Raw genomic sequence first — 20,649 nt, 5'->3', positions numbered from 1 at the left:
GATTGTTTGTCACAAGACCAGCCGTTAGTTTGGTCGACATTGATTCGAAGTAAAAGGGCGCACCAAGGTACGCCCCGATCTTGTTGGATGCGAGAACAAAAAGGCGGGGTAAACCCCGCCTCTACGGTCACCCTGAAAGGGGATTATTTGGTGACCGACAGCATATATTCCGCGACGGCTAAACGGGTTTCCTCGTCCAGGTAGTCTTGTTTGGGCATGGCCGGGAAGTCTTCGCGTTTTTTCACCGGGTTGGCAATGTAGTTCGCCAGGCCTTGTGGGTCGTCCATATACAGGCTTTGGATCACTTGCACTGGTGGGCCAATTAAACGGCCAGTGTAAGCGTGACAGCCGGTGCAAATACCTAAATAAGCGTATTTACCTTTGTCTTTCGGGTCGACTGAACGTGGTGCGGCTGGCGTATCCAGCAGGTAACTCACCACATTGTCAGTATTGGTAAAACCACAGGCCGGCCAGTTGCCTACACCCACAGTAATGTACTGCTGAGGGTTATTGATACAGCTTTTGTTGCTGTCGCCTACCCGCACTATATCCGGGTTGCCTTGCTTCAGTTCGGTTGCCAGCAATACCTTGGCTTCAGGAATGGTGTCGTAACCGTTGTTGTACATCAGGTTATTTAAAATCATCACCTCATCCGGGTAAGGGTCAGATTCCGGGTCCAGCGTGGTGTTAGGTGCGTTCTGGTGGTCGGTCACAATAATACCAGCCGTTTTATTGCCGATGATCAGGTTGTCTTCCACTACCACTTTATCGGCCGCCATAATCAGAATGCCGGTACCAGCCGGAATGCCGGAGACAGTGGAGCCCGGCGCGCCAAAGTTTTTGGTGTTGTTATTGCTGACCCAGTTATTGCGGATAATCACATCCACCGTATCTTTAATCGGCAGGCCCGGGGTGACAAAAGCCAGAATACCGCCTGTGTTGTTATGCACAAAGTTGTTTTCCACCACAGCATGGCGGCTGTTTTCAATTTCAATGCCGGCCACGCTGTCAAACACTTCGTTATTGGCCACATGAATATGGTCGCTCATACCAATGTAAATAGCGGCATCTTCAATGCCAGAAATCACGTTGTGTTCGACAATACCGTTGTCACCCAGTTGTGGAAATATGCCGTAAACGCCGGTGTCTTCAATAATGTTGTTTCTGATCTCAAAGTTATTCCCGGCCTGGCCCATAATGCCGTTGCCTTTGTATTTGGTGATCAGAAAATTCTCCACCACTATGTTGTTGCCCGAATACAAAATGGCATCGTTTAAGTGGCCATCACCAAAGAGCCGCGGCCGCTTGCCTTCGATAATCACCCCTGACAGGCGGATATTGTCTTTGTCGATATAGACAGTTTCAGTGTAATCCCCGGGCCAGACCTGGATCATATCGCCGGGATTGGCTGCTTTTACCGCATCCATAATCAGCTGGCCGGGCTTCACCTGATGCACAGCTCCAGGCGCTGTGGCGTTAATCACTGATTTTTTCTGATTGGCCGCACCGCTGGCGCCATAGCTGACGTCAGGCTGGTAAACCGGAGCTGACTGGCCAGAGCCCGACAGGTAGCTGCCGGCAATAAAAGCGGCCGGAACCAGCAGCGCTAATGCCACAGTGGTTTTTTTCATGGCGTAATTCCTTTGTTGTTGTCGTTGGTGGTTTGCAGCTCTGCCGGTAACGGCAGGCCTGAAGGAAGCTCCTGAGGGATCGCTGGCAGCAGGCTTTGATCGGTCAGGGTATTCATAAAAATGGCCAGTTGGTTAATTTCTTCCGGGCTTAGTTTCGGCTCCCAGATATGCCAGTGCAGTTGCAGCTGTTCACCTTTGGGCACGGCATGGCCCCGGCCTTTGGTATAGAATTCAGCAGCTTCTTCCAAAGTGGCGAAACGGCCTGAATGCATATAAGGCGCAGTGAGTGCCACATTGCGCAGGCTGGGTACTTTAAAGCCACCCCGCCATTTTTCTTTGCCAGGCTCACTGCCTGCACCAGGGTCGAACGGCATGCCGTCGGGTTCCGGCGTGCCAATCACCGCTATTTGCTGGTTGGTAAAGAGTGGTGGGGTGTGGCACTCCGAACAACGTGCGACAAAAGAGCGAAACACGTTCAGGCCCTTAATTTCTTCCTCATTCAGAGCTTCGTGAAAACCGTGGGCGTATTGATCGTATTTGCTGTTCAGCGAAATTAACGAGCTTTGAAAGGCGGTTAACGCTGTGGCGACCTGAGTTAAATCGATCTGTTCCTTGCCTGGAAAGGCCTGGCGAAACAGTGCCGGGTACTGCGCATTGCTGGACAGTTCAGCCAGCAGTTGCTCCGGTGTATTGGCCATTTCATGTTTGGCAAACAGCGGAATAAGCGCCTGTTGCTCCAGGGTTTTGGCGCGGCCATCCCAAAACAGCTGGGTTAAGTAGGCTACATTCCACAGGCTGGGCGCGCTGCGGTTGCCGCTATCCCCATGGGCTCCTGTGCTCAGTGCTTTGCCGTCGGCAAAACCTAAAGCCGGCTGATGGCAGCTGGCACAGGCTTGCTGATGATTGCCGGACAGCAATGGGTCGAAAAACAAAAACCGGCCTAAATCAATTTGTTGTGGGCTAAAGCCATCGCGGGCTTTGGGCAAGGCCGTTTTGGTACCGCCCACCCCTTTGTTTTGCAAAGAATCATATAAATCATAACGGGTCACCAGTTGGCACTGGTTCTGCGCTGTCAGCTCAAAACTGGGCGGACAGTGCTCGCTCAGTTGCAGTGGCTGACCGGCCAGCGCCAGTTGAGCTAAGAAAGTCAGCATCATGGCAACCCGGCTCCGATATAAGCCACCACGGCCTGCACATCGGCTTCGGTCAGGGTGCGGGCCATCATTGCCATCTGGCGGCCGGGTTTGTCGGTTTTATGCTGGCCGCGTTGGCCAGTACGAAAATGCTGTAACTGCAATTGCAGGTATGCTGTATTCAATGACGACAAGGCTGGAGCGTGCAAGGCGGCATTGCCTTCAGCTTGAGTGCCATGGCAGGTGCCGCAATTGCCAATGTAAATTCGGCGACCTTTATCGAGCATACTGGCAGCCGCAGGCTCAGTCGCAGCCACAGCTTTTGGCAAGGCGGCAAAATAACCCGCCAGTTGTTCTATCTCTGCATCGGATAAGTTTTTTGCGACAGCCGCCATTTGCTGGCCTGCAGCATCAGCGGCTTCGGCGCCCCGTTCACCTGCCTTAAATTGCTGCAGTTGTTTTTGCAGGTAAGGTTTGTGTTGGGCATCCAGTACAGGTGCCCCTAAGGCGATCCGGCTGCTTTCGCCATGGCAGCTCAGGCAAAGTGTTGGCTCTGTTGCCTGAGCAGTACTCAGGCTAATCAAAGCCAATAGCGGCAATAGTCTGCTTTTTATCCACATATCAGCGCCATTGGTAAAATAGTGCATTGGAATTGTCTGGCTTAAGCTTGCGTTTTCAGCGCTCTGGGTTCAAACCGAAAAGTGTACAAAATTGTCCAGTTCGCTGAATTTCAAACAGAGCACAGGTAGTATCGAAGTGGACGAGATCCGCCTCTGAAAGGACGCAGTAGAAGGTTCAATGCAGAGCGCACGATCCCAAAAAACAGAACAACAAGAACGGGGAGAAACCTATGTCATCTAAGCAATTGCGTGAACGCAACCGCTTTGGCCTGCATCCATTGGCCGTCGGTGTGGTGCTGGCCTTGTGCAGCCAGAGCCTGCTGGCACAGCAGGCACAAACAAAAGACGAACCAGCCATTGAAGTGATGACGGTGACCGCACAAAAAAGGGTGCAAAACCTGATGGATGTGCCGGTTGCTATCGACAGCATTTCAGCGACAGATTTAAAAGAAACCAACTCAGTGATGCTCGGCGATATCGCCGATTACACGCCGGGCTTCAGCTTCAGTAAAGACGCTGTAGTGCAGGCCAGTGCCAGTATGAGGGGCATTTCCAGCAGCAATATCAGCACAGGGGGGGACCCTTCTGTCGCTATTTTCTTTGATGATTTTTACCTGCCACGGGCGGCGCAGAGTGTGATGTTCTCCGACACCCAGCGCATTGAAATCTTAAAAGGGCCACAAGGCACCTTGTTTGGTAAAAACGCCGCTGCCGGTGTGGTCAATATGATCCCGAATGCACCGTCACAGGATGATGAAGCCTTTATCAAAGCCACATTGGGGAATTACAGCCAAAAACGTGTTGAGCTGATGGGCAATAAAGCGCTCAGTGACGAATTTGCGGTGCGGCTCAATATGATGAGCAACCAGCGTGATTCCTATATCGACAATGTCTATCCGGATTATCAGGGCGAGGAGCTGGGCAACACCAACCATAAAGCCGCCCGACTGGCCGCCTTGTGGCAGCCGACCAGCAGCACCAGGGTGCAGCTGAGTTACGACTTTGACGATCTGAACCAGGGCTATGCACCTTCCATTGGCGTCAGTCCTTATGCCTACAGCATGAAAGTGGCCGACCGGACCATTGAAAATGACGTGATTGACGGCCATGAGCGTCGGGATATGAGTGCGGTCTCCCTGAAAATCATGCACGACTTTAATGATGAATGGTCAGGCAAATTCATTAGCAGTAAACGCCAGTGGGAAGTGTCTGGTCGTGACGATTCAGACGGTACCGCCGACAAAACCCGTTACCTCGACACCATTAACTTTGAAGATTCCGACATTTTTTACAACGAACTGCAGATCAACTACCAGCACGACAAACTGAGCTATGTCGGTGGTGTGACGTACAGCAAAGAAAATGTCTACCAGAAAACCAGCCTGAATATTATGGCAGACACCATAGCCCGGCTGACCACGGCCGATATCAACGCCATGTTGATCCCGGCGTTGCAAGGGGCTGGTATTCCGGATGAGATGATTGAAATGATGGGGCTGCCTGCTGACCATTTATGGAACCCACAGGACTGGGCCAGCATTCTGAGTGTGATGGCCATGGTGGATCCGGCTGTCGGCGGTTTATTGCAACAACTGGGGGCACAGCCGTTCAGCCCTGAATTGGTGGCTGCTATTCAGGCCACAGGCGATTTAACTTATCAGGCCATCAGCGCAGGTTTAGGCGTCAACGAAATCTTTGGCCCTTCAGCGGCAGGTCAGTTGTGGAGCGAAGATATTATCAACACTGGCGATTTCACCTCGGTCGGTATTTATTCGGATCTGGATTATCAGCTGAATGAGCAATGGGGCCTGACGGCTGGCCTGCGTTACAGCAAAGATGACAAAGACTTCAGTTGGGAAATTAAAGAGCGGTCCTTTGGTGCCGCCATGACAGGCTTAACCGACTTTTTATTTCCGGTGATGCCAAGGCTGGACGCCAGCAACAGCTGGAGCAAATGGACAGGCCGGGCTGTGGCCCGTTACAACCTGACCGAACAGCAAATGCTGTATCTGTCGTATTCGACCGGTTATAAATCCGGAGGGTATGACTCGCTGGACCCGCGCTCGGCTTTTAATCCTTTTGCCCCGGAAGAAGTCAGCAACCTGGAGTTGGGTTATAAAGCCGATCTGTGGCAGGCAGTCCGGCTGCAGCTGGGAGCCTTCCACATGGATCTGGACAACAGGCAACGATCGGTGAACAGCAAAGAGCCGGGGTCTGGTGTGGCCGTGCCCATTGTGATTAATGGCGACCAGCAGATCCGTGGCGCTGAGCTGATCCTGGACTGGCAGGCGCTGGACAGCCTGAAGCTGGGTCTGGTGACTGAGTACCGTAAAACCGAATCCAAGTGGCAGCAGTTCTACAATGCCGACGGCGATTTGGTGACGGACACCGAAAAAGCCTCAACCGCCGATTCGTACACCTTGAGTGCAGACTGGACGGCGCCGGGCCAGTGGGCAAACGGCCATGTCAAACTGCATCTGGATTATGTCTATGAGGAAAACACCAGAGCGGACGATCCGGATATTCTGCCGATCGCATACAGCATTCCGGAGTATTTTGCTGACCGCAAAGATCTGAATGCCCGCTTGAGCTGGAGCAGCAAGGATGATCAGTGGGAGCTGGCGTTGTATGGCAAAAATCTGCTTGACCATGACACTACGGGTGGTATTGGTGGCTGGGCGGCCGATGTATTGGGCACGCCTATTACCTCACTGAATCCACCCCGCACTTATGGGGTGGAACTGCGTTATCAGTTCTGAACAACGCCACAGCACCGGCAGGCTCTGACTTGCCTGGTGCTGTGCCTTCAGGCAGAGTACTCACTTCAATGACTCAGTGACTTCCTGTTATGCGCACTCTGGTTATGTTTCTGTTTGCCTTTATCGCCCTGACCGGCCAGGCCAGAGCTGAGCCCCCTCAGTTCAGCCTGAAACCCAGACTATGCCTGCATTACCCTGGCGAACCCTGTTTACTGCAGTTGTCGGTGCAATGGCAGCAGCAGCACTCTCTATGTTTGTTTCTGCAATCCAAAGCAGAACCTTTGTTGTGTGGTACCTCGGTGGATCAACAGCTGCAACTGGTGCTGACGGAACACAGTCATCTCGAACTGCGTCGCCAGGCAAGTGGTGAGTTGGAGAGTCAGCGGCTGATCCGGGTTGTGCAGGTAGACCTCAATGCAGGGGATCAACTGCTCAAACGTAGCCGTAGCTGGGGAACCCCCTGATGCAGCATATTCTGTTGGTGGAAGATGACGCGGAATTGTGCCGTTTAGTCGCAGATTTTCTGCACAATGAAGGGTATCAGGTGAGCAGTTGTGGCAATGCACAAAAAGCCAAAAAGCTGCTGCTGGCCCAGCGCTTTGATTTATTGGTCTGCGACGTGATGTTGCCGGGCAGCAGCGGTTTTGATTTAGTCAAACAAATCCGCCAGCAGTTTAAAGGGCCTGTGCTCTTTATGACGGCACAAACCTCGGTAGGAGCCCAATTGCAGGGGCTGGAGCTGGGGGCTCAGGATTACCTGCTCAAACCTCTGGATCCCCGTATTTTGTTGGCCAAAATCAGGGTGTTTTTGCCGTTACCCTCAGAGGGTTCTGAAAGCATTTATCTGCAGCGGCATAACCTGAAGATTGATCAGGTGGCGGGCCGGGTGTTTCTTAATGCACAGGAACTCAGGCTGACTAACGCCGAATTGCAACTGTTGCAAACTTTGCTGGAAAACTACGGTGCTGTCGTCAGCCGCGAGCGTTTGTTCCGTGAACAACTGACCCGCGAATACGACGGGGTAGACCGCACTATGGATGGCCGGGCGTCACGACTGCGTAAAAAGCTGCAGCAACAGGACCCGAACTGGAATGTGCAGGTCGTCTGGGGCCAGGGCTATCGTATCAGCCATAGGGTCGGAGGCGACCAATGAAGTCGGCTTTATTGCGGTTTTACCTCGGCATTGTGCTGTTGGTGCTGCTGTTATTTTTCAGTCTGAACCAGCTGTACAACTGGTTTTATCAGGGCGATGAAACGGTGGAAGCGGCCCGCAGTATGTTGCATCAGGTGTATTACCACAGTGAGCAACAGCGGCTGCATTGCCGTTTGTCCGACAGTGAAGATTGCACCGACAGTCTGTATGTCACCTATCCAAAGGGCTATTGGCAACCACAGCCTGATGTGGTCTATGGCGTCGAAGTGATGCGGGACACCCAGGGCAATGCATCCATGTGCAGTGAAATGCCAGATGGTGAGCTGATTTGTTTAAGCCAGCTGAATTTGCCCGATGGGGCCGACTTCAGCATCGATTTAGCCCATGTATTTTTGTTGCTGTTATTGCTGTGTCTGTTCTGGCTAAGCCGCAACCTGTTCCGTGATGTGGATACCTTAAGACGCAGTGCGCTGCAGGAAATTAAACTCGGCCACCTGCCAGCTTTTCAATTGAGTGACCAGTCCTATTTGCAGCCCTTAGCCAGGTCGTTAAGCCGGATGAACCAGACCATTGCGGATCTGAACTCCCTGCAGCGCGAAATGGCTGACACGGTTTGTCACGATATAAAAACCCCGCTGGCCCGCCTGCGTTTTGTTCTGCTGAATCTGGAGCAGCGCTTAAGTGCAGAGCAATCGGCGCAAATCAGCCGCAATTTGCAGGAAATTGAAGACAATGTCTATGACTACCTGAGGTTGGCGCAACAAAATTTCCGCTCAGAACTGACATTGAGTGAAGTCCGGCTTGACCTGGTATTGCAGGAGCTGATTGACAAATTTTCCACCAATACAGAACACCAGATTAGATTACAGAGTACTGAGCCTTTGGTGATTCAGGCGGATCAAAAACTGCTGCAACGGGCCTTATCCAATCTGCTCAGCAATGCGTTGCGTTATTGCCAGACCAGCGTCTGGATTGAAATCTGTCTGGTGCAGCAGGATTGCCATATTGATGTCTGTGATGATGGTGAAGGCTGGCACAGCGGCAGGGAGCATAATACCGACGGCTTGTCGCACCATGGCCTGGGTCTGGCCATAGTGCAGCGGGTGGCCCGTCAGCATGGCGGCGATTTTATCCGGCTGAGCAGAAATGAAGGCGGGGCAGTCGCCCGGCTCAAGCTGCCCGTTGGTTCGGCCTCCGGATGAAACTAAAGGCTAGAGTATTGCCTTGATGGCCAGTGCCAGCAGCACCACACCACTGATCCTGTCTATCCAGTGGCCCTTTAGCCGCAACCAGGCCAGCACAGGGCCGGTGGATAACAGCACCGCCACCAGGCAATACCAGAGTGCATCTATGGTGCCGACGGTCAGCATCATCAGCAGTGCCTGTGACCAGCCGGTGTCGCTGTGGACAAACTGACTGAACAAGGCGATAAAAAACAGCGCAAGGTGCGGGTTCAGAAAGGCGATCAGAAAGCCTTCTGCCGCCCCTTTATGGCCTTTGCTTTGGTGCAGCAGCAGTGGCGCATTGGGATCGGCCGGTTTAGCCATCAGCGATTTTACGCCAAGGTAGGCCAGAAAAGCCGCGCCTGTGTAACGTATAAGGTCAAACAGCATGGGGGAGCTGCTTAACAGCAACGACAAGCCGACCGCAGTCAGCAGCGCATAAACCCCAACGCCCATACCATGCCCGAGTGCGGTGGCCACACCATAAGCTTTACCTCCCTGAACTGTATTACGAATGATCAAGGCCAGGCTGGGGCCTGGGCTGACCGCCCCCATAAAGGCAATGGCAACCAGCGCAAGATAACTGCTTAAATCCATGAAAAGTCCTGTGTTATTGAATAAATAATTTGCCCGGCGTCGAACCTGTATCAGTCGTCATCCACCACAGAGTTTTTCCCTGAGTGCTGGATGCGGTCAATGACGATCACGGCTGCCAACAACTGGGCTGTCCATTCCGGCGCGTAAATATCCACTCCATAGGTATCCGACCAGCTGAACCAGGCTTTGGAAATCTTCGCCAGCAGGCGTCCCTGTTGCAGGATTTCATAGTCGTGCTGCCACAAATTGCCGTTGATCTCCAGCTCTCCCGCCGGGCCTGTAATGGTAAAGCGGCTGGTCCAGAAGGGCCAGAAACGTTTGCGGATCAGCCATTCACTGCCATCGGCACAGAGCAGGCGGCAGGCTGGTAACAAGGTCAGGTATTTGCGTTTAATTTTCAGCACTTCCCGGCCTGACGTATCAAACAGGGTCTGGCTGCTGGAAATGCTGAACAACTTGCCTTTGGCACTGAACGCGCTGCGGCCGTTTTCATCGGCAATCTCAAAACTGTCCGTCAGGCTGAAAATTTTTTGTTTAATTTGGTATTTCATCGGCATTTTTCCCATTACACAGAGGGTCGATAGCACAGTTCAAAAAGCCCCGTCACCACGGGGCTTCAGTGTCAGTGCAGATGGCGGTGACCCTGCCTTGTTTTACCGCCGCTCTGACCCGCAGGTTCAGCAAAATCACGGATGGTCACTTCTGTTTTCACAAAAGGTTCAACGCCCAGCTGGCGGTACAAAGTGGTTGGGCGTATCGCTTTGTTTTGGGTGATCACCAGCGCTAGCTGACGGATATCGCCGATGTTTTGTGTCGGATCGCCGTCCACCAGCAATAAATCAGCGTCATAGCCGGCTTTGATCTGGCCTTTGTGTTGCTCCACCCGGCTGAAACGGGCCCCATTTAAGGTGGCGACCTGCAGTGCTTCTGAGGGTGTCAGGCCGGCTTTCACCAGGAGTTCCAGTTCACCCTGCAGGGTAAAACCCGCCAGCTCGTCAGTGCCGGCCACCACTGGAATACCGGCTCTGTACATCATGCCGGTAAATTCCACCATCTTGGCGTACGACCTGGCATAACGCTCTGCAGTGGCCTCATCCGGAATATCCAGCTCGGCACGGGCATAAGCACGTTGAATATCTGGTGGCAGGTGTTTGACAATGGCGCGCCAGGGCTCACCGACAGTGCCGTCTACTTTTTTCAGGAAGTCAAAAGTCGCCAGCGTCGGGTCCACACTCAGGTTATGGTCCTTTAACAGCGTGATAAAGTCCTGTACAGCTTTGCCGTTCAGGTCCAAATCAGCCACTTGCTGGGCCGGCAGGTAGAAACGGTCCAAGGTACGGGTGTCGGTGTCCGGTTTCACCAGGAAATTCAGCATCAGTTGGTTAATGTGCTGAATTTCGTCAAAGCCTGCATGCACTGCATCTTCAGCTTTCAAAAAGGCTGGCACATGGCCGCTGACCCGCAGGCCACGGCTATGGGCATAAGCAACCGTCTGCTTCAGAATGTCTTTCGGGAAGGAATTGTAAATCTTCAGCTGTGGGTAGCCGTGCGCAGCGTACCAGTCGATGGCTGCTTTGGCTTCGTCCAGCGTACTGATTACAAAGCCATTACGGGCGGAAAAAGCGCTTTCTCCCTCTAAAAAGCCTGTTGGTACTATAGTGGGTGCCAGCAGCTGGTCCTGCTCAATTTCATCCATCATCTGCTGCAGCGTGGCGTTGTCATTGCCCATATCGCGCAGGGTGGTGACCCCGGCCGCAAGATGCAATAAGCCTTCCCAGCGGGAAATATGGCCATGCATATCAAACAGGCCCGGCAGCACAATGCGGTTGGCCGCGTCAATTTCATGCTGTACGGCACTTTGCAGGCTGCCTGCGGGCACTATGGTGGTGATTTTGCCACGCAGCAGGTATATATCACTGGGTTGGCTCAACTGCATAGTGACGGAGTCAAACACCCGGGCATTTCGCACCACGGTCAGACCATGCAATTCTTTGGGCAGCTCAGTGGCCACTTTTTCCAGCAACTGAGTTTCGGCTTTTTGCTGGATGTCCATCATGGCTTTGGCATTGTCCTGCCAGCCTTCTTCAATCAGGGTCAGGTAACCCGGTGCCAGGTAAGCAAACAGCCGTGCATTCTCGCCTTTGGTGGCCCAGACAAAACTGGGCTCAAAACCTACCCCGGTTTGCACCAGTAACTGCACCTGTTGTTTTTCGCCACCTTTATCAACAATCAGCTCGCTGACCACTTCCTGCTTTAAGGTGCCACTTGGCAACAGCGGCAGGCTGTTGGTTTTGTTTTTCGCCATGGCGCTGATGGCAATAGACGCCAGAAAAGGCGAGCCGTCGACCGGCAGATACAGTGCCTTGCCATCGGTTTTTGCCTGCTGTTGTTCTTTGCCTGTACTCCAGCTGGCCGTGCTGCCGTCGAGCTTAAATTGCTCGTTAATCACCGAACCAAAAGTGGTATTGCCTTTGGCCTGGTAATCACTGATTACCCCCGCAGCATTGAGTTTAATGACTTCATCCAGCTCCGGGCCGCGGCCATTGTCTTTGAAGATATAACGGACTTTGATATCGCCATTGTCACCAATGGTGACCAGTTGCTCACCGGCTTTGTTGCCTTTATCCACCAGAATTTGGTAGTTCAGTTGTTCAGCGGCGAAAACGGACGTGGAACAGGCCAGCATAGTGAGCAGGCTCAGTGTTTTGAATTTCATGGGATTCCCTGTTTTTATTGGTTTGGCCCAGCATAAAACAAAAGTGCAGCAAGGGGTAGGCGACGGGCAGTGAAATAGGCGCTGACGTGAAATTTTGTCAGGCTGTCCCGCTTTTTGCTTTCAATCTGGGCTTTTATCAGGTACTGTTTTGGTCTACAAAACAAGGAGTTATTTGATGAAATATGGATATTTGCCGGTGTTGGCTTTGGCGTTAGCTGGGTGCGGCGGTGGTTCTGACGAAGGGACAGATACAGGGCAAGGCAGTGCTGCGCCATTATCTGTGGCTTATGCCGGAGTGTGGGGCATCGATGGGGTGGCGGTGGTCATGATCTCCCAAGGCAGTGTGGCTACTTATGTATTTGACGATACCAAAGGCTGCTATGAAGCGGATTTTTTTAATGTGGTTGCCAGCACGGCCAATTCGTTGACCAGTAAAGATGTGACAACCGGCGAACAAAGCACCACCTCGTTCAGCCTTGCTGGTGCAGCATTGAAACTCAAAGAAGGCAACGATGAGCTGGAATTGCCTGCGCTGCAAAACTTTTGGCCGACGCCAGGCTGCGCCAATCCTCAGAATTTGACCACTGTGACCGCAGAGTTGGAGCTGGCTTCTATACCACCAGCGGTCACCATCAACAGAGCGGCTCAGCAATCCGGTTACGTTGAATACAGATACGCTATTTCTTTCGACCTGAATAAAAATGGCAAGACCGATGTGGGCGATATTGATTTCACGATCCTGCATTTCAAAAATACACAGCGCTTCCCTGACAATTATTCCTTGCCTCTGGTCGATTTAGGGGCGCAGATTTGGACCCATTATCCTGAAAATGGCACGGGTCGACTATTGTCCACTAGCAGCTCACCAACCATGGCTATAGGTCTGCAGCAGCAGGGCAACACCTTGACCCTTGTTGCGCAAGTCCCACAACATGCTGCGCTTATGCGGTTGTCTGCGGACACGCCGGTAAAAGTTCAGGCGTATATCCATTACCCGCAGCCTGAAACGGCTGCTCTGCCAGGCTATGTCGATGGCCCCTGGAATTGGAGCGACACCGAACATATTGATTTGCTGCCTGAGTCGGGAACTTTGGTGCCGAACACCTTGGTGGAGCAACGGATGACAGACCCGGGTGGCGATTTAATCAAAGGCCAGGCCCAGTGGGCCGATATTAAATCGCTGAAGCTGACTTACAACTAAGTAGTATCAAAGGCAGCTCAGGCCCACCTTTGCGCGCCCGGGCTGTTTTATCCGAACAGGATACGGATCCCTTGCTCTTTCCCATCTGGATTGGTGACTCGCAGATACAGTGAGAATTATTGCAGCACCGTATTCCAACCATATTTTTGCAGAATGGCTTTATGTTTGGCGGAGCCATAGACTTTGGCCCAGCTTTGACGCAGGTGATCCCGTTGTTGCTGGCTGAGCGCTTTGCGGCTGGCGGCGAAATACACCGGGTTACGATTGACTACTAAGTGCTCAACATAGTCAGCCGCCTGTTCTGGATGGCTGCGGGCCCATTGCTCGTATTGGGTTTTTTCGCCAATGATGCCAAGCACCCGTTGATGTTGCAGAAACGCCAGTTGATGGCTGATGGTTTGAGCGGCCTGAAGTTTGCGTTCAAAGGCTGGGTTGCGTCTTAATTGCTGGTAGGCTTCGCCATAGAATCCGTCGCGCAGTACCGCAATTTTACCGGGGAGCTGCAACAGGTCGTTCAGCGTCTGCACCTGCTGTTGGTGCTCCCGGCGCAGCACCAATATCATTTCTTCCAGATAATGGCTGCCGATAAAATCGGTATAACGCTCGCGCTCCGGTGTTTTGGACAAGGTCATCACCAAATCCAGCTCACCCTCTTGCAACATCAACAATCCACGGGCCCAGGGCACCTTAATCAGTTGAATACTGCAATCAGCACTTTCAGCCAGCAACTGGAGCAATTCCTGCTGCAGCGCAAACCAGCGGCTGGGCTCAGTCGTTGTGCTCTGATGCGGTTGCTCAGTGACAGGGACGGCCAGACTGCATGGACTTGAATCAGCAAAAACGGGGCTACAGAGGAAAACGACAGCGGCGCAAAAGGCGACAACCCCAGAGCTCATAAAAGGCATTCACTATGCTTGAAAGGAAAAGATAATTTCAGCATAGCTGCAAAAAATGAAGTAACGCAGTGACGGAAAAAAAAGACTGCAGCAGGGCAGGCAAAGCAGGCTGTCAGGCAGCCTGCCTGAATCATGCTCAGCGGTAGTAGGCCTCAACAGTGCCTTTAATGCTGATCAGCAGCGCATTGCCACGACGGTCCACCGCTTTACCGGCAGGCACTTTCACCCAGCCTTCGCTGATGCAGTATTCTTCCACGTCAAAACGTTCTTTGCCGTTTAAGCGAATGCCAATGTCATGGGCAAAAACTTCGGCGTTGTAGTGTGGGCTGCGTGGGTGGACAGAAAGGCGGTCCGGTAAATCCGGGCGGGTGACGGTATCGTTCATGGCTTGGGCCTGTCAGTTAATAAAAAAGTGCGCCATTGTAGGCAATTGCGACTGTTCGGCTCAAGAGGCCCAGCCGTATTTACCAGACATCAGATGGAAACAGCGGCTATTTATGCCGCTGTTTTAATACCTGCACCACATCATCCAGTGCCATATCCTGGCTGCGTAGTAACACCAGCAGGTGGTACAACAGATCGGCTGCTTCGTTTTTCAGCTCTTCTTTATCACCCACTGTGGCAGCCAAAGCCGTTTCAACCCCTTCTTCCCCGACTTTTTGCGCAATACGTTTCACGCCTTTGGCAAATAAGCTGGCGGTGTAGCTGGTGCTGGGATCGGCGCCGTAGCGGCTGTGGATCACTTGTTCCAAATCGTCAATAAAACTCAGGCTGGGGCTATTGGCGTCAGTGTCAAACCAGCAGGTTTCGGCGCCGGTGTGGCAGGTCGGGCCAGCGGGTAAGGCCAGAACCAGAATGCTGTCGCGGTCGCAGTCGGCCGTCATGTTTTGCAGCTTCAGCGTATGGCCTGAGCTTTCGCCTTTGGTCCAAAGCCGGTTTTTGCTGCGGCTAAAAAAAGTCACATCGCCGCTTTGCAGGCTTTTTTCCAAGGCCTCGCGGTTGGCGTAACCTTGCATCAGCACTTTGCCGGAGCGGGCGTGCTGAACTATGACTGGCAACAGGCCGTCGCCTTTGGCAAAATCCAGTTGGGTTAAATTCTCAAGAGTCAGTTTCATGGCCGGATCTCCAACTGCTGTGCCAGCAAATACTGTTTTAAATCAGGAATGGCAATCACGCCTTTGTGAAAGACCGACGCGGCCAAGGCACCATCGACATCGGCTTGTTTAAATACGTCAGCAAAATGCGCCATAGCGCCAGCGCCGCCACTGGCAATCAGCGGCACGGTGCAACTCTGCCGCACCGCTTTGAGCTGGGCAATATCGTAACCCTGACGCACGCCGTCCTGGTTCATGCAGTTCAGCACAATTTCTCCGGCCCCCAGTTGCTGCACTTGCTTAACCCAATCCAGCGTTAACCAGCTGGTTTTTTGGGTGCGGCTTTCATCGCCGGTAAACTGATACACCTGATACTGGCCACTTTGCTGGTCAAAAAAGCTGTCGATCCCGACCACCACACATTGCTGACCAAAACTGTGTTCCAGCTCGCTAATCAGTTCAGGCCTTGCTAAAGCCGGGCTGTTGATTGAAATTTTGTCGGCGCCCATTTCTAAAATTAGCCCGGCGTCGGCCACAGATTTAATACCTCCGGCGACACAAAAGGGGATATCAATCACTTCGGCAATGCGGCGCACCCAGCTTTTATCCACTACCCGGCCATCACTGGACGCGGTAATGTCGTAAAACACCAGCTCGTCGGCGCCTTGTTCGGCATAAGCCTGAGCCAGCGGCACTATATCGCCGATAATTTCGTGGTTACGAAACTGCACACCTTTGACCACTTTGCCATCCCGTACATCCAGGCAGGGAATTATGCGTCTTGCCAGCATTGAATGGCCTCCTGCACAGTGAATTTACCTTCCAGCAGAGCCCGGCCCAAAATCACACCGCCGACCCCGGTCGGTTTTAACGCGCTGATATCTGACAAGGCACCAACACCGCCGGAGGCCTGCCAGACAATTTGCGGATAACGGGCCGCCACTTCGCGGTACAAGGCCTGGTTCGGGCCTTGCAGAGTGCCGTCTTTGCTGATGTCAGTGCAGAGCACATGGCGGGCACCAGAACTTAAGTAGCCATCCAGCAATTGCTCCAGCGTCAGCTCGCTTTGTTCAATCCAGCCATGGCTTGGCAGGGTTTTGGCACCGTCGGCACGAATGACCACATCCAGCGCCAGCACAATCCGCTCCCCACCGTAGTGGCGTAACCAGTCACTGACCAGTTCAGGCTGGCGAATAGCGACGGAGCCAACCACCACCCGCGAGGCACCGGCGTCGAGCAGTTGCTCCACGTCGGCTTCGGTGCGCACACCACCGCCGACCTGCACCGGCAGCGGCGCATTTTGCATCAGTTGTTTAAGCAGTGGCAGCTGGCGGTCGGCGGCATTTTTCGCACCGGTTAAATCCACCAAATGCAGCAGGTTCGCGCCTGCTTCGGCGTACAAATCACGTAATTGCAGCGGGCTTTGCGTATATTCAGTGGTCTGGTCGTAACTGCCCTGATAAAGCCGCACCGTTTTGCCATTAATCAAATCAATTGCAGGAATAATCACACACTGTCCTCAATCAGCCTTCAGGCTTAAAAAGTTTTGCAAAAGACGCGCGCCCACTTTGCCGGAGCGCTCCGGGTGAAACTGGGCGCCAAATTTATTGCCCTGACCAATCACGGCCGCAAAGCTCTGGCCATAGTCGCAACTGGCGAGCGTAATGGCCGAGGGCGCTACCGCAAAGCTATGCACAAAGTAAACATAATCCTGGGCGCCAATACCTGCGAGCAACGGGTGGTTGCAGCCAGCTTCGGTTGTGTTCAGGGTATTCCAGCCCATATGAGGCAAACGCAGCTTACCCACCTGCATGCGTTTCACCTCACCGGGTAAAATGCCTAAACAGGCCACATCGCCTTCTTCGCTGTGGTCGGTTAATAGCTGCATGCCTAAGCAAATACCCAGCATCGGCTGTGGCGCTGCTTTTAAGCTGTCGATTAAATCACGTTGTTGTAAATTGCTCATCGCCTGATGGGCGGCGCCAACGCCGGGCAGCAACAGCTTACCGGCGTTTTTAATCTCGCCAAGGTCGCGGCTGACTTTGGCCTGGACGCCGAGGCGTTTGAAAGCGCAATAGACCGAGCTGATATTGGCGCAGCCGGTATCGACAATCACCAGGCTCATCAAAGCACTCCTTTACTGCTGGGCAGTGCATCGCCACTGACTTTAATGGCCTGGCCCAGGGCGCGGCCAAAGGCTTTAAACAAACCTTCCACCATATGGTGTTTGTTGCCCGGGCTGACCGACAGGTGCAGCGTCATCAACATGGCGTCACTTAAGCTTCTGAAAAAGTGCTGCACCATTTCCAGGTTCAGGCTACCAACCTGGCCCTGGCCCAACTCAGCGTCAAATTTCAGCAGCGGCCTGCCGGATAAATCCAGCACACATTCGGCGCGGCATTCATCCATCGGCAATACAAAACCAAAACGCTGAATGCCTTTTTTAGTGCCAAGCGCCTGTTTCAGCGCCTGACCCAGCGCCAGCGCGGCGTCTTCCACACTGTGGTGGTCATCAATATGCAAATCGCCTTGCACCCTGAGCTTGAGCAGGAAGCCGCCATGAGTGGCAATCTGGTCCAGCATATGGTCAAAGAAGCCGACCCCTGTGTTGATGTGGTTCGGTCCGCTCTGGTCTAAATCCACCGTCACCTGAATGTCGGTTTCGCGGGTCACCCGGCTGACGCTGGCGGTGCGGCCTTTGCTCAGCAGTGCCTGAGTAATGGCTTTCCAGCCAAGCGATTCGCGCTCATAGCGGAAACTGCGCAGGCCCATATTCTCTGCCAGCTGCACATCAGTCTGGCGGTCGCCAATCACAAAGGAATTGGTAAAATCGATCTTGCCTTGTTGCAGGTAATCTTTCACCAGGCCCAGCTTGGGTTTGCGGCAGCTGCAGTTGTCGTGCTCAAAGTGCGGGCAAATCAGCACGTCGTCAAAGCGAATGCCCTGCGAGGTCAGCAGTTGCATCATTTTGTCATGCGGGGCGTCAAAGGTGTCGCGTGGAAAGCTGTCGGTACCCAGGCCATCCTGATTGGTCACCATCACCAGTCGGTAACCGGCGCTTTGTAACTTCAACAGGCTCGGCACTAAATCCGGTTCGTAAGCCAGTTTTTCCAGGCTATCCAGTTGTTTGTCGATGGGGGGTTCTTCCACCATGGTGCCGTCACGGTCGATAAATAAAATAGGCAAAGCGGTCATTGCAAACCTCAGCTGATCAATTCTTTTGGAAAATCATAATCGTCATCAAAACGACAGCTCAGCCATCACGGCTTTGAGCTGTTGCATCTCGGCCGGGCTGCCAATGGACACCCGAACTACCTGGCCCAGGCCAAGCTGGCTGGACTGGTTGCGAATTAAAATACCTTTGTCGGCAATGGCGCTGACCACAGCAGCGGCGTCAGGCACGCTGAGCAGCACATAGTTGGCGGCTGTGCGGTACACCCGGCTGACATACGACAAGTCGGCGGCAAAACGGCTGAAACTGTCGCGTTCACGCAAAATGGTCTGCACCCGGCTGCGCATCTGTTGTTGGCCTTCTTTGGACAGTGCCTGCACCGCTATGTCGGCGACCGGCGCTGGCACAGGGTAGGGCGCTATCATCTGTTTCAGTGCGGCAATCACAGGCGCCTGCGCCAGGGTAAAGCCACAGCGCAGGCCGGCCAACGCAAAGGCTTTGGACAAGGTGCGCAGCACCACCAAATGTGGATAGTCGGCCAGTAAATTCACCACTGTCGCTTCTGGTGCAAACTCAATGTAGGCTTCATCCAGCACCACCAGCGCTTTGCCGGAAAAAGACTCCAGCACTTCAATAATTTGCTGACGCGGTATCAAATCGCCAGTTGGGTTATTCGGGCTGCAGATAAACACCAGCTTGCTGTCAGGCGCTGCAAAGAGGGCTGGCAGGTCCAGCGTCAGCTCGCTGGTCAGTGGCACCGTATTGACCTCCACATCCTGGCTGTGAGCACTGATCTTGTACATGCCGTAAGTGGGTGGGCAAATGGTGACTCTGTCTTTACCGGGTTCACAAAAGCTTTTGATTAACAGCTCAATGCCTTCGTCGGCGCCACGGCTGGTAAGTACTTGCGATGCAGCCACACCTGCGTAGCTGGCATAGGCCTGGAGCAAGGCGGGTGGCTGGCAATCCGGGTATCTGTTGTAGTCACCACTCAACTGATACTGGGTACTCAGCGCATTTTCATTGGCATTGAGCCAGACCGAGCCGCCGCTCATGCTGAGCCTGGCTGAAGCGTAAGGCACCAGGTTTTTGACTTTATCGCGGGCTAATTCACTGATATTCATGCCGGAACATCCTCCTGGCTGGCCTGGTTTTTTAATACATCTAAACGGAACAATACGGCATTGGCGTGGGCATCCAGACCCTCGGCCTTCGCCAGTCTGACAATGGTCGGGGCCAAAGCCCGTATACCTTCGGCACTGAGTTTTTGCACTGTATAACGGCGATAAAAATCGGCCAGGCTTAAACTGCTGTGGTTGCGGCTGTAGCCATAAGTGGGTAACACATGGTTGGTGCCGCTGGCGTAGTCTCCGGCCGACTCAGGCGTAAAAGGCCCGACAAATATACTGGCCGCGTTGGTCAGCATGCCCAGCAGCCGGTCGTCGTCACGGGTTTGAATAATCAGGTGCTCAGGTGCATACAAATTACTGACCTGCACAGCTGTGGCTAGATCCGCCGTTAAAATCAGCCGGCTGTTGGCAAGGGCTTTTTCTGCAATAGCGCCACGGGGTAATAAGGCGGTCTGGCGTTCCAGTTCCACCAGCACCGCATCCAGCAAGGCTTCCGACGGGCTGACCAGTACCACTTGTGAATCCGGGCCGTGTTCGGCCTGAGACAATAAATCGGCAGCGACAAAGACCGGGTTGGCGCTCTCATCGGCTATCACCAGCACCTCAGAGGGGCCCGCTGGCATATCGATGGCAGCGCCGCGGGCATCCTGACTGACCTGCTGTTTGGCTTCGGTAACATAGCGGTTGCCGGGGCCAAAAATTTTATCGACAGGTGCAATAGTGTCAGTGCCATAGGCTAAAGCGGCAATGGCCTGAGCGCCGCCTAAGGTGTAAATTTCGCTGATGCCGCAGAGCGACGCTGCATAGACAATTTCGGCGGCAATGTCACCAGCCTGAGGCTGACCTGGCGGCGTCACCAGCACTACACGGGAGCAACCGGCCAGCTGTGCTGGAATACCCAGCATTAAGACGGTTGAAGGCAACGGCGCACTGCCGCCTGGTACATACAAACCGACGCTGGTTATGGCCTGGTATTTCAGCTGGCAGGTCACGCCGGGTTGGGTGTCCAGTTCAATATCTTGCGGAATTTGCGCGGCGTGAAAACGACGGATATTGCCATAGGCGGTTTGAATCGCTTGTTTGAGCTCGTCGCTTAAACCGCTGATTAACTGCTGCTGGCGCTCTGTTGATAAACGCAGCGGGTTGTCAGCCACCCGGTCGAACTCTGCGCTGAAACGGCGCAGTGCGGCATCGCCTTCGGTTTTCACTGCCTGAATAATACTGCGCACTGCATCGGCCAATTGCTGCGATTGCTGTTGCAGCGGACGGGCCAGCAGCTGTTGCTGTGCTTTTGCGTCCTGTGGCCAGCTTTGGATCTGCATGA

20 protein-coding genes are annotated in these 20,649 nt (G+C 53.5%); 5 read left to right on the top strand and 15 right to left on the bottom strand.

All coding sequences use genetic code 11. From position 1 onward, the window contains the following. Positions 1-143: 143 nt before the first annotated feature. The 3 genes from WKJ03_RS02880 to WKJ03_RS02870 are packed head-to-tail and all read right to left on the bottom strand — an operon-like array spanning position 144 to position 3,411. A complete protein-coding gene (locus tag WKJ03_RS02880) occupies positions 144-1,631 on the bottom strand; it encodes a parallel beta-helix domain-containing protein (RefSeq protein WP_337840644.1) in 1,488 nt (495 codons plus the stop codon). Continuing rightward, the gene (locus WKJ03_RS02875) at positions 1,628-2,788 is read right to left on the bottom strand and encodes a cytochrome c peroxidase (protein ID WP_337840643.1); all 1,161 of its coding nucleotides are present in this window, start codon (positions 2,786-2,788) and stop codon (positions 1,628-1,630) included. Before WKJ03_RS02875 ends, WKJ03_RS02880 begins: the two co-directional genes overlap by 4 nt. Further along, complete coding sequence (locus tag WKJ03_RS02870) at positions 2,785-3,411, bottom strand: c-type cytochrome (protein WP_337840642.1); 627 nt, start codon at positions 3,409-3,411, stop codon at positions 2,785-2,787. The genes WKJ03_RS02875 and WKJ03_RS02870 overlap by 4 nt, the downstream gene beginning before the upstream one ends. Before the next feature lie 203 nt (positions 3,412-3,614). Here WKJ03_RS02870 and WKJ03_RS02865 point away from each other — a divergent pair, with 203 nt between their 5' ends. From WKJ03_RS02865 to WKJ03_RS02850, 4 genes are all read left to right on the top strand, one after another. Continuing rightward, positions 3,615-6,143, top strand: a complete 2,529-nt coding sequence (locus tag WKJ03_RS02865; protein WP_337840641.1) for a TonB-dependent receptor — start codon at positions 3,615-3,617, stop codon at positions 6,141-6,143. 89 nt (positions 6,144-6,232) lie between these two features. Continuing rightward, positions 6,233-6,607 carry a DUF3019 domain-containing protein gene (locus WKJ03_RS02860; protein WP_337840640.1) on the top strand — a complete coding sequence of 125 codons (375 nt, stop codon included), beginning with the start codon at positions 6,233-6,235 and terminating at the stop codon, positions 6,605-6,607. Then, the gene (locus WKJ03_RS02855) at positions 6,607-7,296 is read left to right on the top strand and encodes a response regulator transcription factor (protein ID WP_337840639.1); all 690 of its coding nucleotides are present in this window, start codon (positions 6,607-6,609) and stop codon (positions 7,294-7,296) included. The genes WKJ03_RS02860 and WKJ03_RS02855 overlap by 1 nt, the downstream gene beginning before the upstream one ends. Continuing rightward, the gene (locus WKJ03_RS02850) at positions 7,293-8,498 is read left to right on the top strand and encodes an ATP-binding protein (protein ID WP_337840638.1); all 1,206 of its coding nucleotides are present in this window, start codon (positions 7,293-7,295) and stop codon (positions 8,496-8,498) included. The genes WKJ03_RS02855 and WKJ03_RS02850 overlap by 4 nt, the downstream gene beginning before the upstream one ends. Before the next feature lie 9 nt (positions 8,499-8,507). Here WKJ03_RS02850 and WKJ03_RS02845 read toward each other — a convergent pair whose 3' ends face one another. The 3 genes from WKJ03_RS02845 to WKJ03_RS02835 form a co-directional block, all read right to left on the bottom strand. Next, on the bottom strand, positions 8,508-9,116 hold the full coding sequence (locus WKJ03_RS02845; RefSeq protein ID WP_337840637.1) for a LysE family translocator: 609 nt from the start codon (positions 9,114-9,116) through the stop codon (positions 8,508-8,510). A gap of 50 nt (positions 9,117-9,166) precedes the next feature. Continuing rightward, complete coding sequence (locus tag WKJ03_RS02840; protein WP_337840636.1) at positions 9,167-9,673, bottom strand: LURP-one-related family protein; 507 nt, start codon at positions 9,671-9,673, stop codon at positions 9,167-9,169. 65 nt (positions 9,674-9,738) lie between these two features. Continuing rightward, positions 9,739-11,832, bottom strand: a complete 2,094-nt coding sequence (locus WKJ03_RS02835) for an amidohydrolase family protein (RefSeq protein WP_337840635.1) — start codon at positions 11,830-11,832, stop codon at positions 9,739-9,741. A gap of 175 nt (positions 11,833-12,007) precedes the next feature. Here WKJ03_RS02835 and WKJ03_RS02830 point away from each other — a divergent pair, with 175 nt between their 5' ends. After that, on the top strand, positions 12,008-13,033 hold the full coding sequence (locus WKJ03_RS02830; RefSeq protein WP_337840634.1) for a hypothetical protein: 1,026 nt from the start codon (positions 12,008-12,010) through the stop codon (positions 13,031-13,033). Between the two features lie 116 nt (positions 13,034-13,149). Here the strand turns inward: WKJ03_RS02830 and WKJ03_RS02825 are convergent, their stop codons facing one another. The 9 genes from WKJ03_RS02825 to hisD all read right to left on the bottom strand — a co-directional run bounded on the left by WKJ03_RS02825 (position 13,150) and on the right by hisD (position 20,647). After that, positions 13,150-13,929: a transporter substrate-binding domain-containing protein gene (locus WKJ03_RS02825; RefSeq protein WP_337840633.1), complete on the bottom strand. Its 780-nt coding sequence runs from the start codon at positions 13,927-13,929 to the stop codon at positions 13,150-13,152. 136 nt (positions 13,930-14,065) lie between these two features. Then, a complete protein-coding gene (locus WKJ03_RS02820) occupies positions 14,066-14,314 on the bottom strand; it encodes a DUF3297 family protein (protein ID WP_337840632.1) in 249 nt (82 codons plus the stop codon). A gap of 106 nt (positions 14,315-14,420) precedes the next feature. Further along, a complete protein-coding gene (gene hisIE, locus WKJ03_RS02815) occupies positions 14,421-15,044 on the bottom strand; it encodes a bifunctional phosphoribosyl-AMP cyclohydrolase/phosphoribosyl-ATP diphosphatase HisIE (RefSeq protein ID WP_337840631.1) in 624 nt (207 codons plus the stop codon). After that, positions 15,041-15,814 (bottom strand): imidazole glycerol phosphate synthase subunit HisF, encoded by a 774-nt coding sequence (hisF, locus tag WKJ03_RS02810; protein WP_337840630.1) that lies wholly within the window; start codon positions 15,812-15,814, stop codon positions 15,041-15,043. Before hisF ends, hisIE begins: the two co-directional genes overlap by 4 nt. After that, positions 15,796-16,533, bottom strand: coding sequence for a 1-(5-phosphoribosyl)-5-[(5-phosphoribosylamino)methylideneamino]imidazole-4-carboxamide isomerase (hisA, locus tag WKJ03_RS02805; RefSeq protein WP_337840629.1), 738 nt, complete (start codon positions 16,531-16,533; stop codon positions 15,796-15,798). The genes hisF and hisA overlap by 19 nt, the downstream gene beginning before the upstream one ends. Before the next feature lie 9 nt (positions 16,534-16,542). Further along, positions 16,543-17,148 carry an imidazole glycerol phosphate synthase subunit HisH gene (gene hisH, locus WKJ03_RS02800; RefSeq protein ID WP_337840628.1) on the bottom strand — a complete coding sequence of 202 codons (606 nt, stop codon included), beginning with the start codon at positions 17,146-17,148 and terminating at the stop codon, positions 16,543-16,545. Beyond that, positions 17,148-18,218 carry a bifunctional histidinol-phosphatase/imidazoleglycerol-phosphate dehydratase HisB gene (hisB, locus tag WKJ03_RS02795; RefSeq protein ID WP_337840627.1) on the bottom strand — a complete coding sequence of 357 codons (1,071 nt, stop codon included), beginning with the start codon at positions 18,216-18,218 and terminating at the stop codon, positions 17,148-17,150. Before hisB ends, hisH begins: the two co-directional genes overlap by 1 nt. A gap of 45 nt (positions 18,219-18,263) precedes the next feature. Continuing rightward, positions 18,264-19,319: a histidinol-phosphate transaminase gene (gene hisC / locus WKJ03_RS02790; protein WP_337840626.1), complete on the bottom strand. Its 1,056-nt coding sequence runs from the start codon at positions 19,317-19,319 to the stop codon at positions 18,264-18,266. Beyond that, a complete protein-coding gene (gene hisD, locus WKJ03_RS02785) occupies positions 19,316-20,647 on the bottom strand; it encodes a histidinol dehydrogenase (RefSeq protein ID WP_337840625.1) in 1,332 nt (443 codons plus the stop codon). Before hisD ends, hisC begins: the two co-directional genes overlap by 4 nt. Positions 20,648-20,649: the final 2 nt, after the last annotated feature.

This window comes from Rheinheimera sp., assembly GCF_037442525.1.
In the GTDB taxonomy this organism is placed as follows: domain Bacteria; phylum Pseudomonadota; class Gammaproteobacteria; order Enterobacterales; family Alteromonadaceae; genus Pararheinheimera.
The sequence above is the reverse complement of the archived record's forward strand: the minus strand, read 5'-3'. Positions and strand labels throughout refer to the sequence as shown.

Bases quoted from the DNA above. Each gene is read 5' to 3' on its own strand.
- WKJ03_RS02830 (WP_337840634.1), top strand. From the start codon at position 12,008: ATGAAATATGGATATTTGCCGGTGTTGGCTTTGGCGTTAGCTGGGTGC.
- WKJ03_RS02875 (WP_337840643.1), bottom strand. From the start codon at position 2,788: ATGATGCTGACTTTCTTAGCTCAACTGGCGCTGGCCGGTCAGCCACTG.
- WKJ03_RS02820 (WP_337840632.1), bottom strand. From the start codon at position 14,314: ATGAACGATACCGTCACCCGCCCGGATTTACCGGACCGCCTTTCTGTC.
- WKJ03_RS02870 (WP_337840642.1), bottom strand. From the start codon at position 3,411: ATGCACTATTTTACCAATGGCGCTGATATGTGGATAAAAAGCAGACTA.
- WKJ03_RS02860 (WP_337840640.1), top strand. From the start codon at position 6,233: ATGCGCACTCTGGTTATGTTTCTGTTTGCCTTTATCGCCCTGACCGGC.
- hisF (WP_337840630.1), bottom strand. From the start codon at position 15,814: ATGCTGGCAAGACGCATAATTCCCTGCCTGGATGTACGGGATGGCAAA.
- WKJ03_RS02825 (WP_337840633.1), bottom strand. From the start codon at position 13,929: ATGAGCTCTGGGGTTGTCGCCTTTTGCGCCGCTGTCGTTTTCCTCTGT.
- hisB (WP_337840627.1), bottom strand. From the start codon at position 18,218: ATGACCGCTTTGCCTATTTTATTTATCGACCGTGACGGCACCATGGTG.
- WKJ03_RS02850 (WP_337840638.1), top strand. From the start codon at position 7,293: ATGAAGTCGGCTTTATTGCGGTTTTACCTCGGCATTGTGCTGTTGGTG.
- WKJ03_RS02855 (WP_337840639.1), top strand. From the start codon at position 6,607: ATGCAGCATATTCTGTTGGTGGAAGATGACGCGGAATTGTGCCGTTTA.
- hisC (WP_337840626.1), bottom strand. From the start codon at position 19,319: ATGAATATCAGTGAATTAGCCCGCGATAAAGTCAAAAACCTGGTGCCT.
- WKJ03_RS02880 (WP_337840644.1), bottom strand. From the start codon at position 1,631: ATGAAAAAAACCACTGTGGCATTAGCGCTGCTGGTTCCGGCCGCTTTT.
- hisH (WP_337840628.1), bottom strand. From the start codon at position 17,148: ATGAGCCTGGTGATTGTCGATACCGGCTGCGCCAATATCAGCTCGGTC.
- WKJ03_RS02840 (WP_337840636.1), bottom strand. From the start codon at position 9,673: ATGCCGATGAAATACCAAATTAAACAAAAAATTTTCAGCCTGACGGAC.
- hisIE (WP_337840631.1), bottom strand. From the start codon at position 15,044: ATGAAACTGACTCTTGAGAATTTAACCCAACTGGATTTTGCCAAAGGC.
- WKJ03_RS02865 (WP_337840641.1), top strand. From the start codon at position 3,615: ATGTCATCTAAGCAATTGCGTGAACGCAACCGCTTTGGCCTGCATCCA.
- WKJ03_RS02835 (WP_337840635.1), bottom strand. From the start codon at position 11,832: ATGAAATTCAAAACACTGAGCCTGCTCACTATGCTGGCCTGTTCCACG.
- hisD (WP_337840625.1), bottom strand. From the start codon at position 20,647: ATGCAGATCCAAAGCTGGCCACAGGACGCAAAAGCACAGCAACAGCTG.
- WKJ03_RS02845 (WP_337840637.1), bottom strand. From the start codon at position 9,116: ATGGATTTAAGCAGTTATCTTGCGCTGGTTGCCATTGCCTTTATGGGG.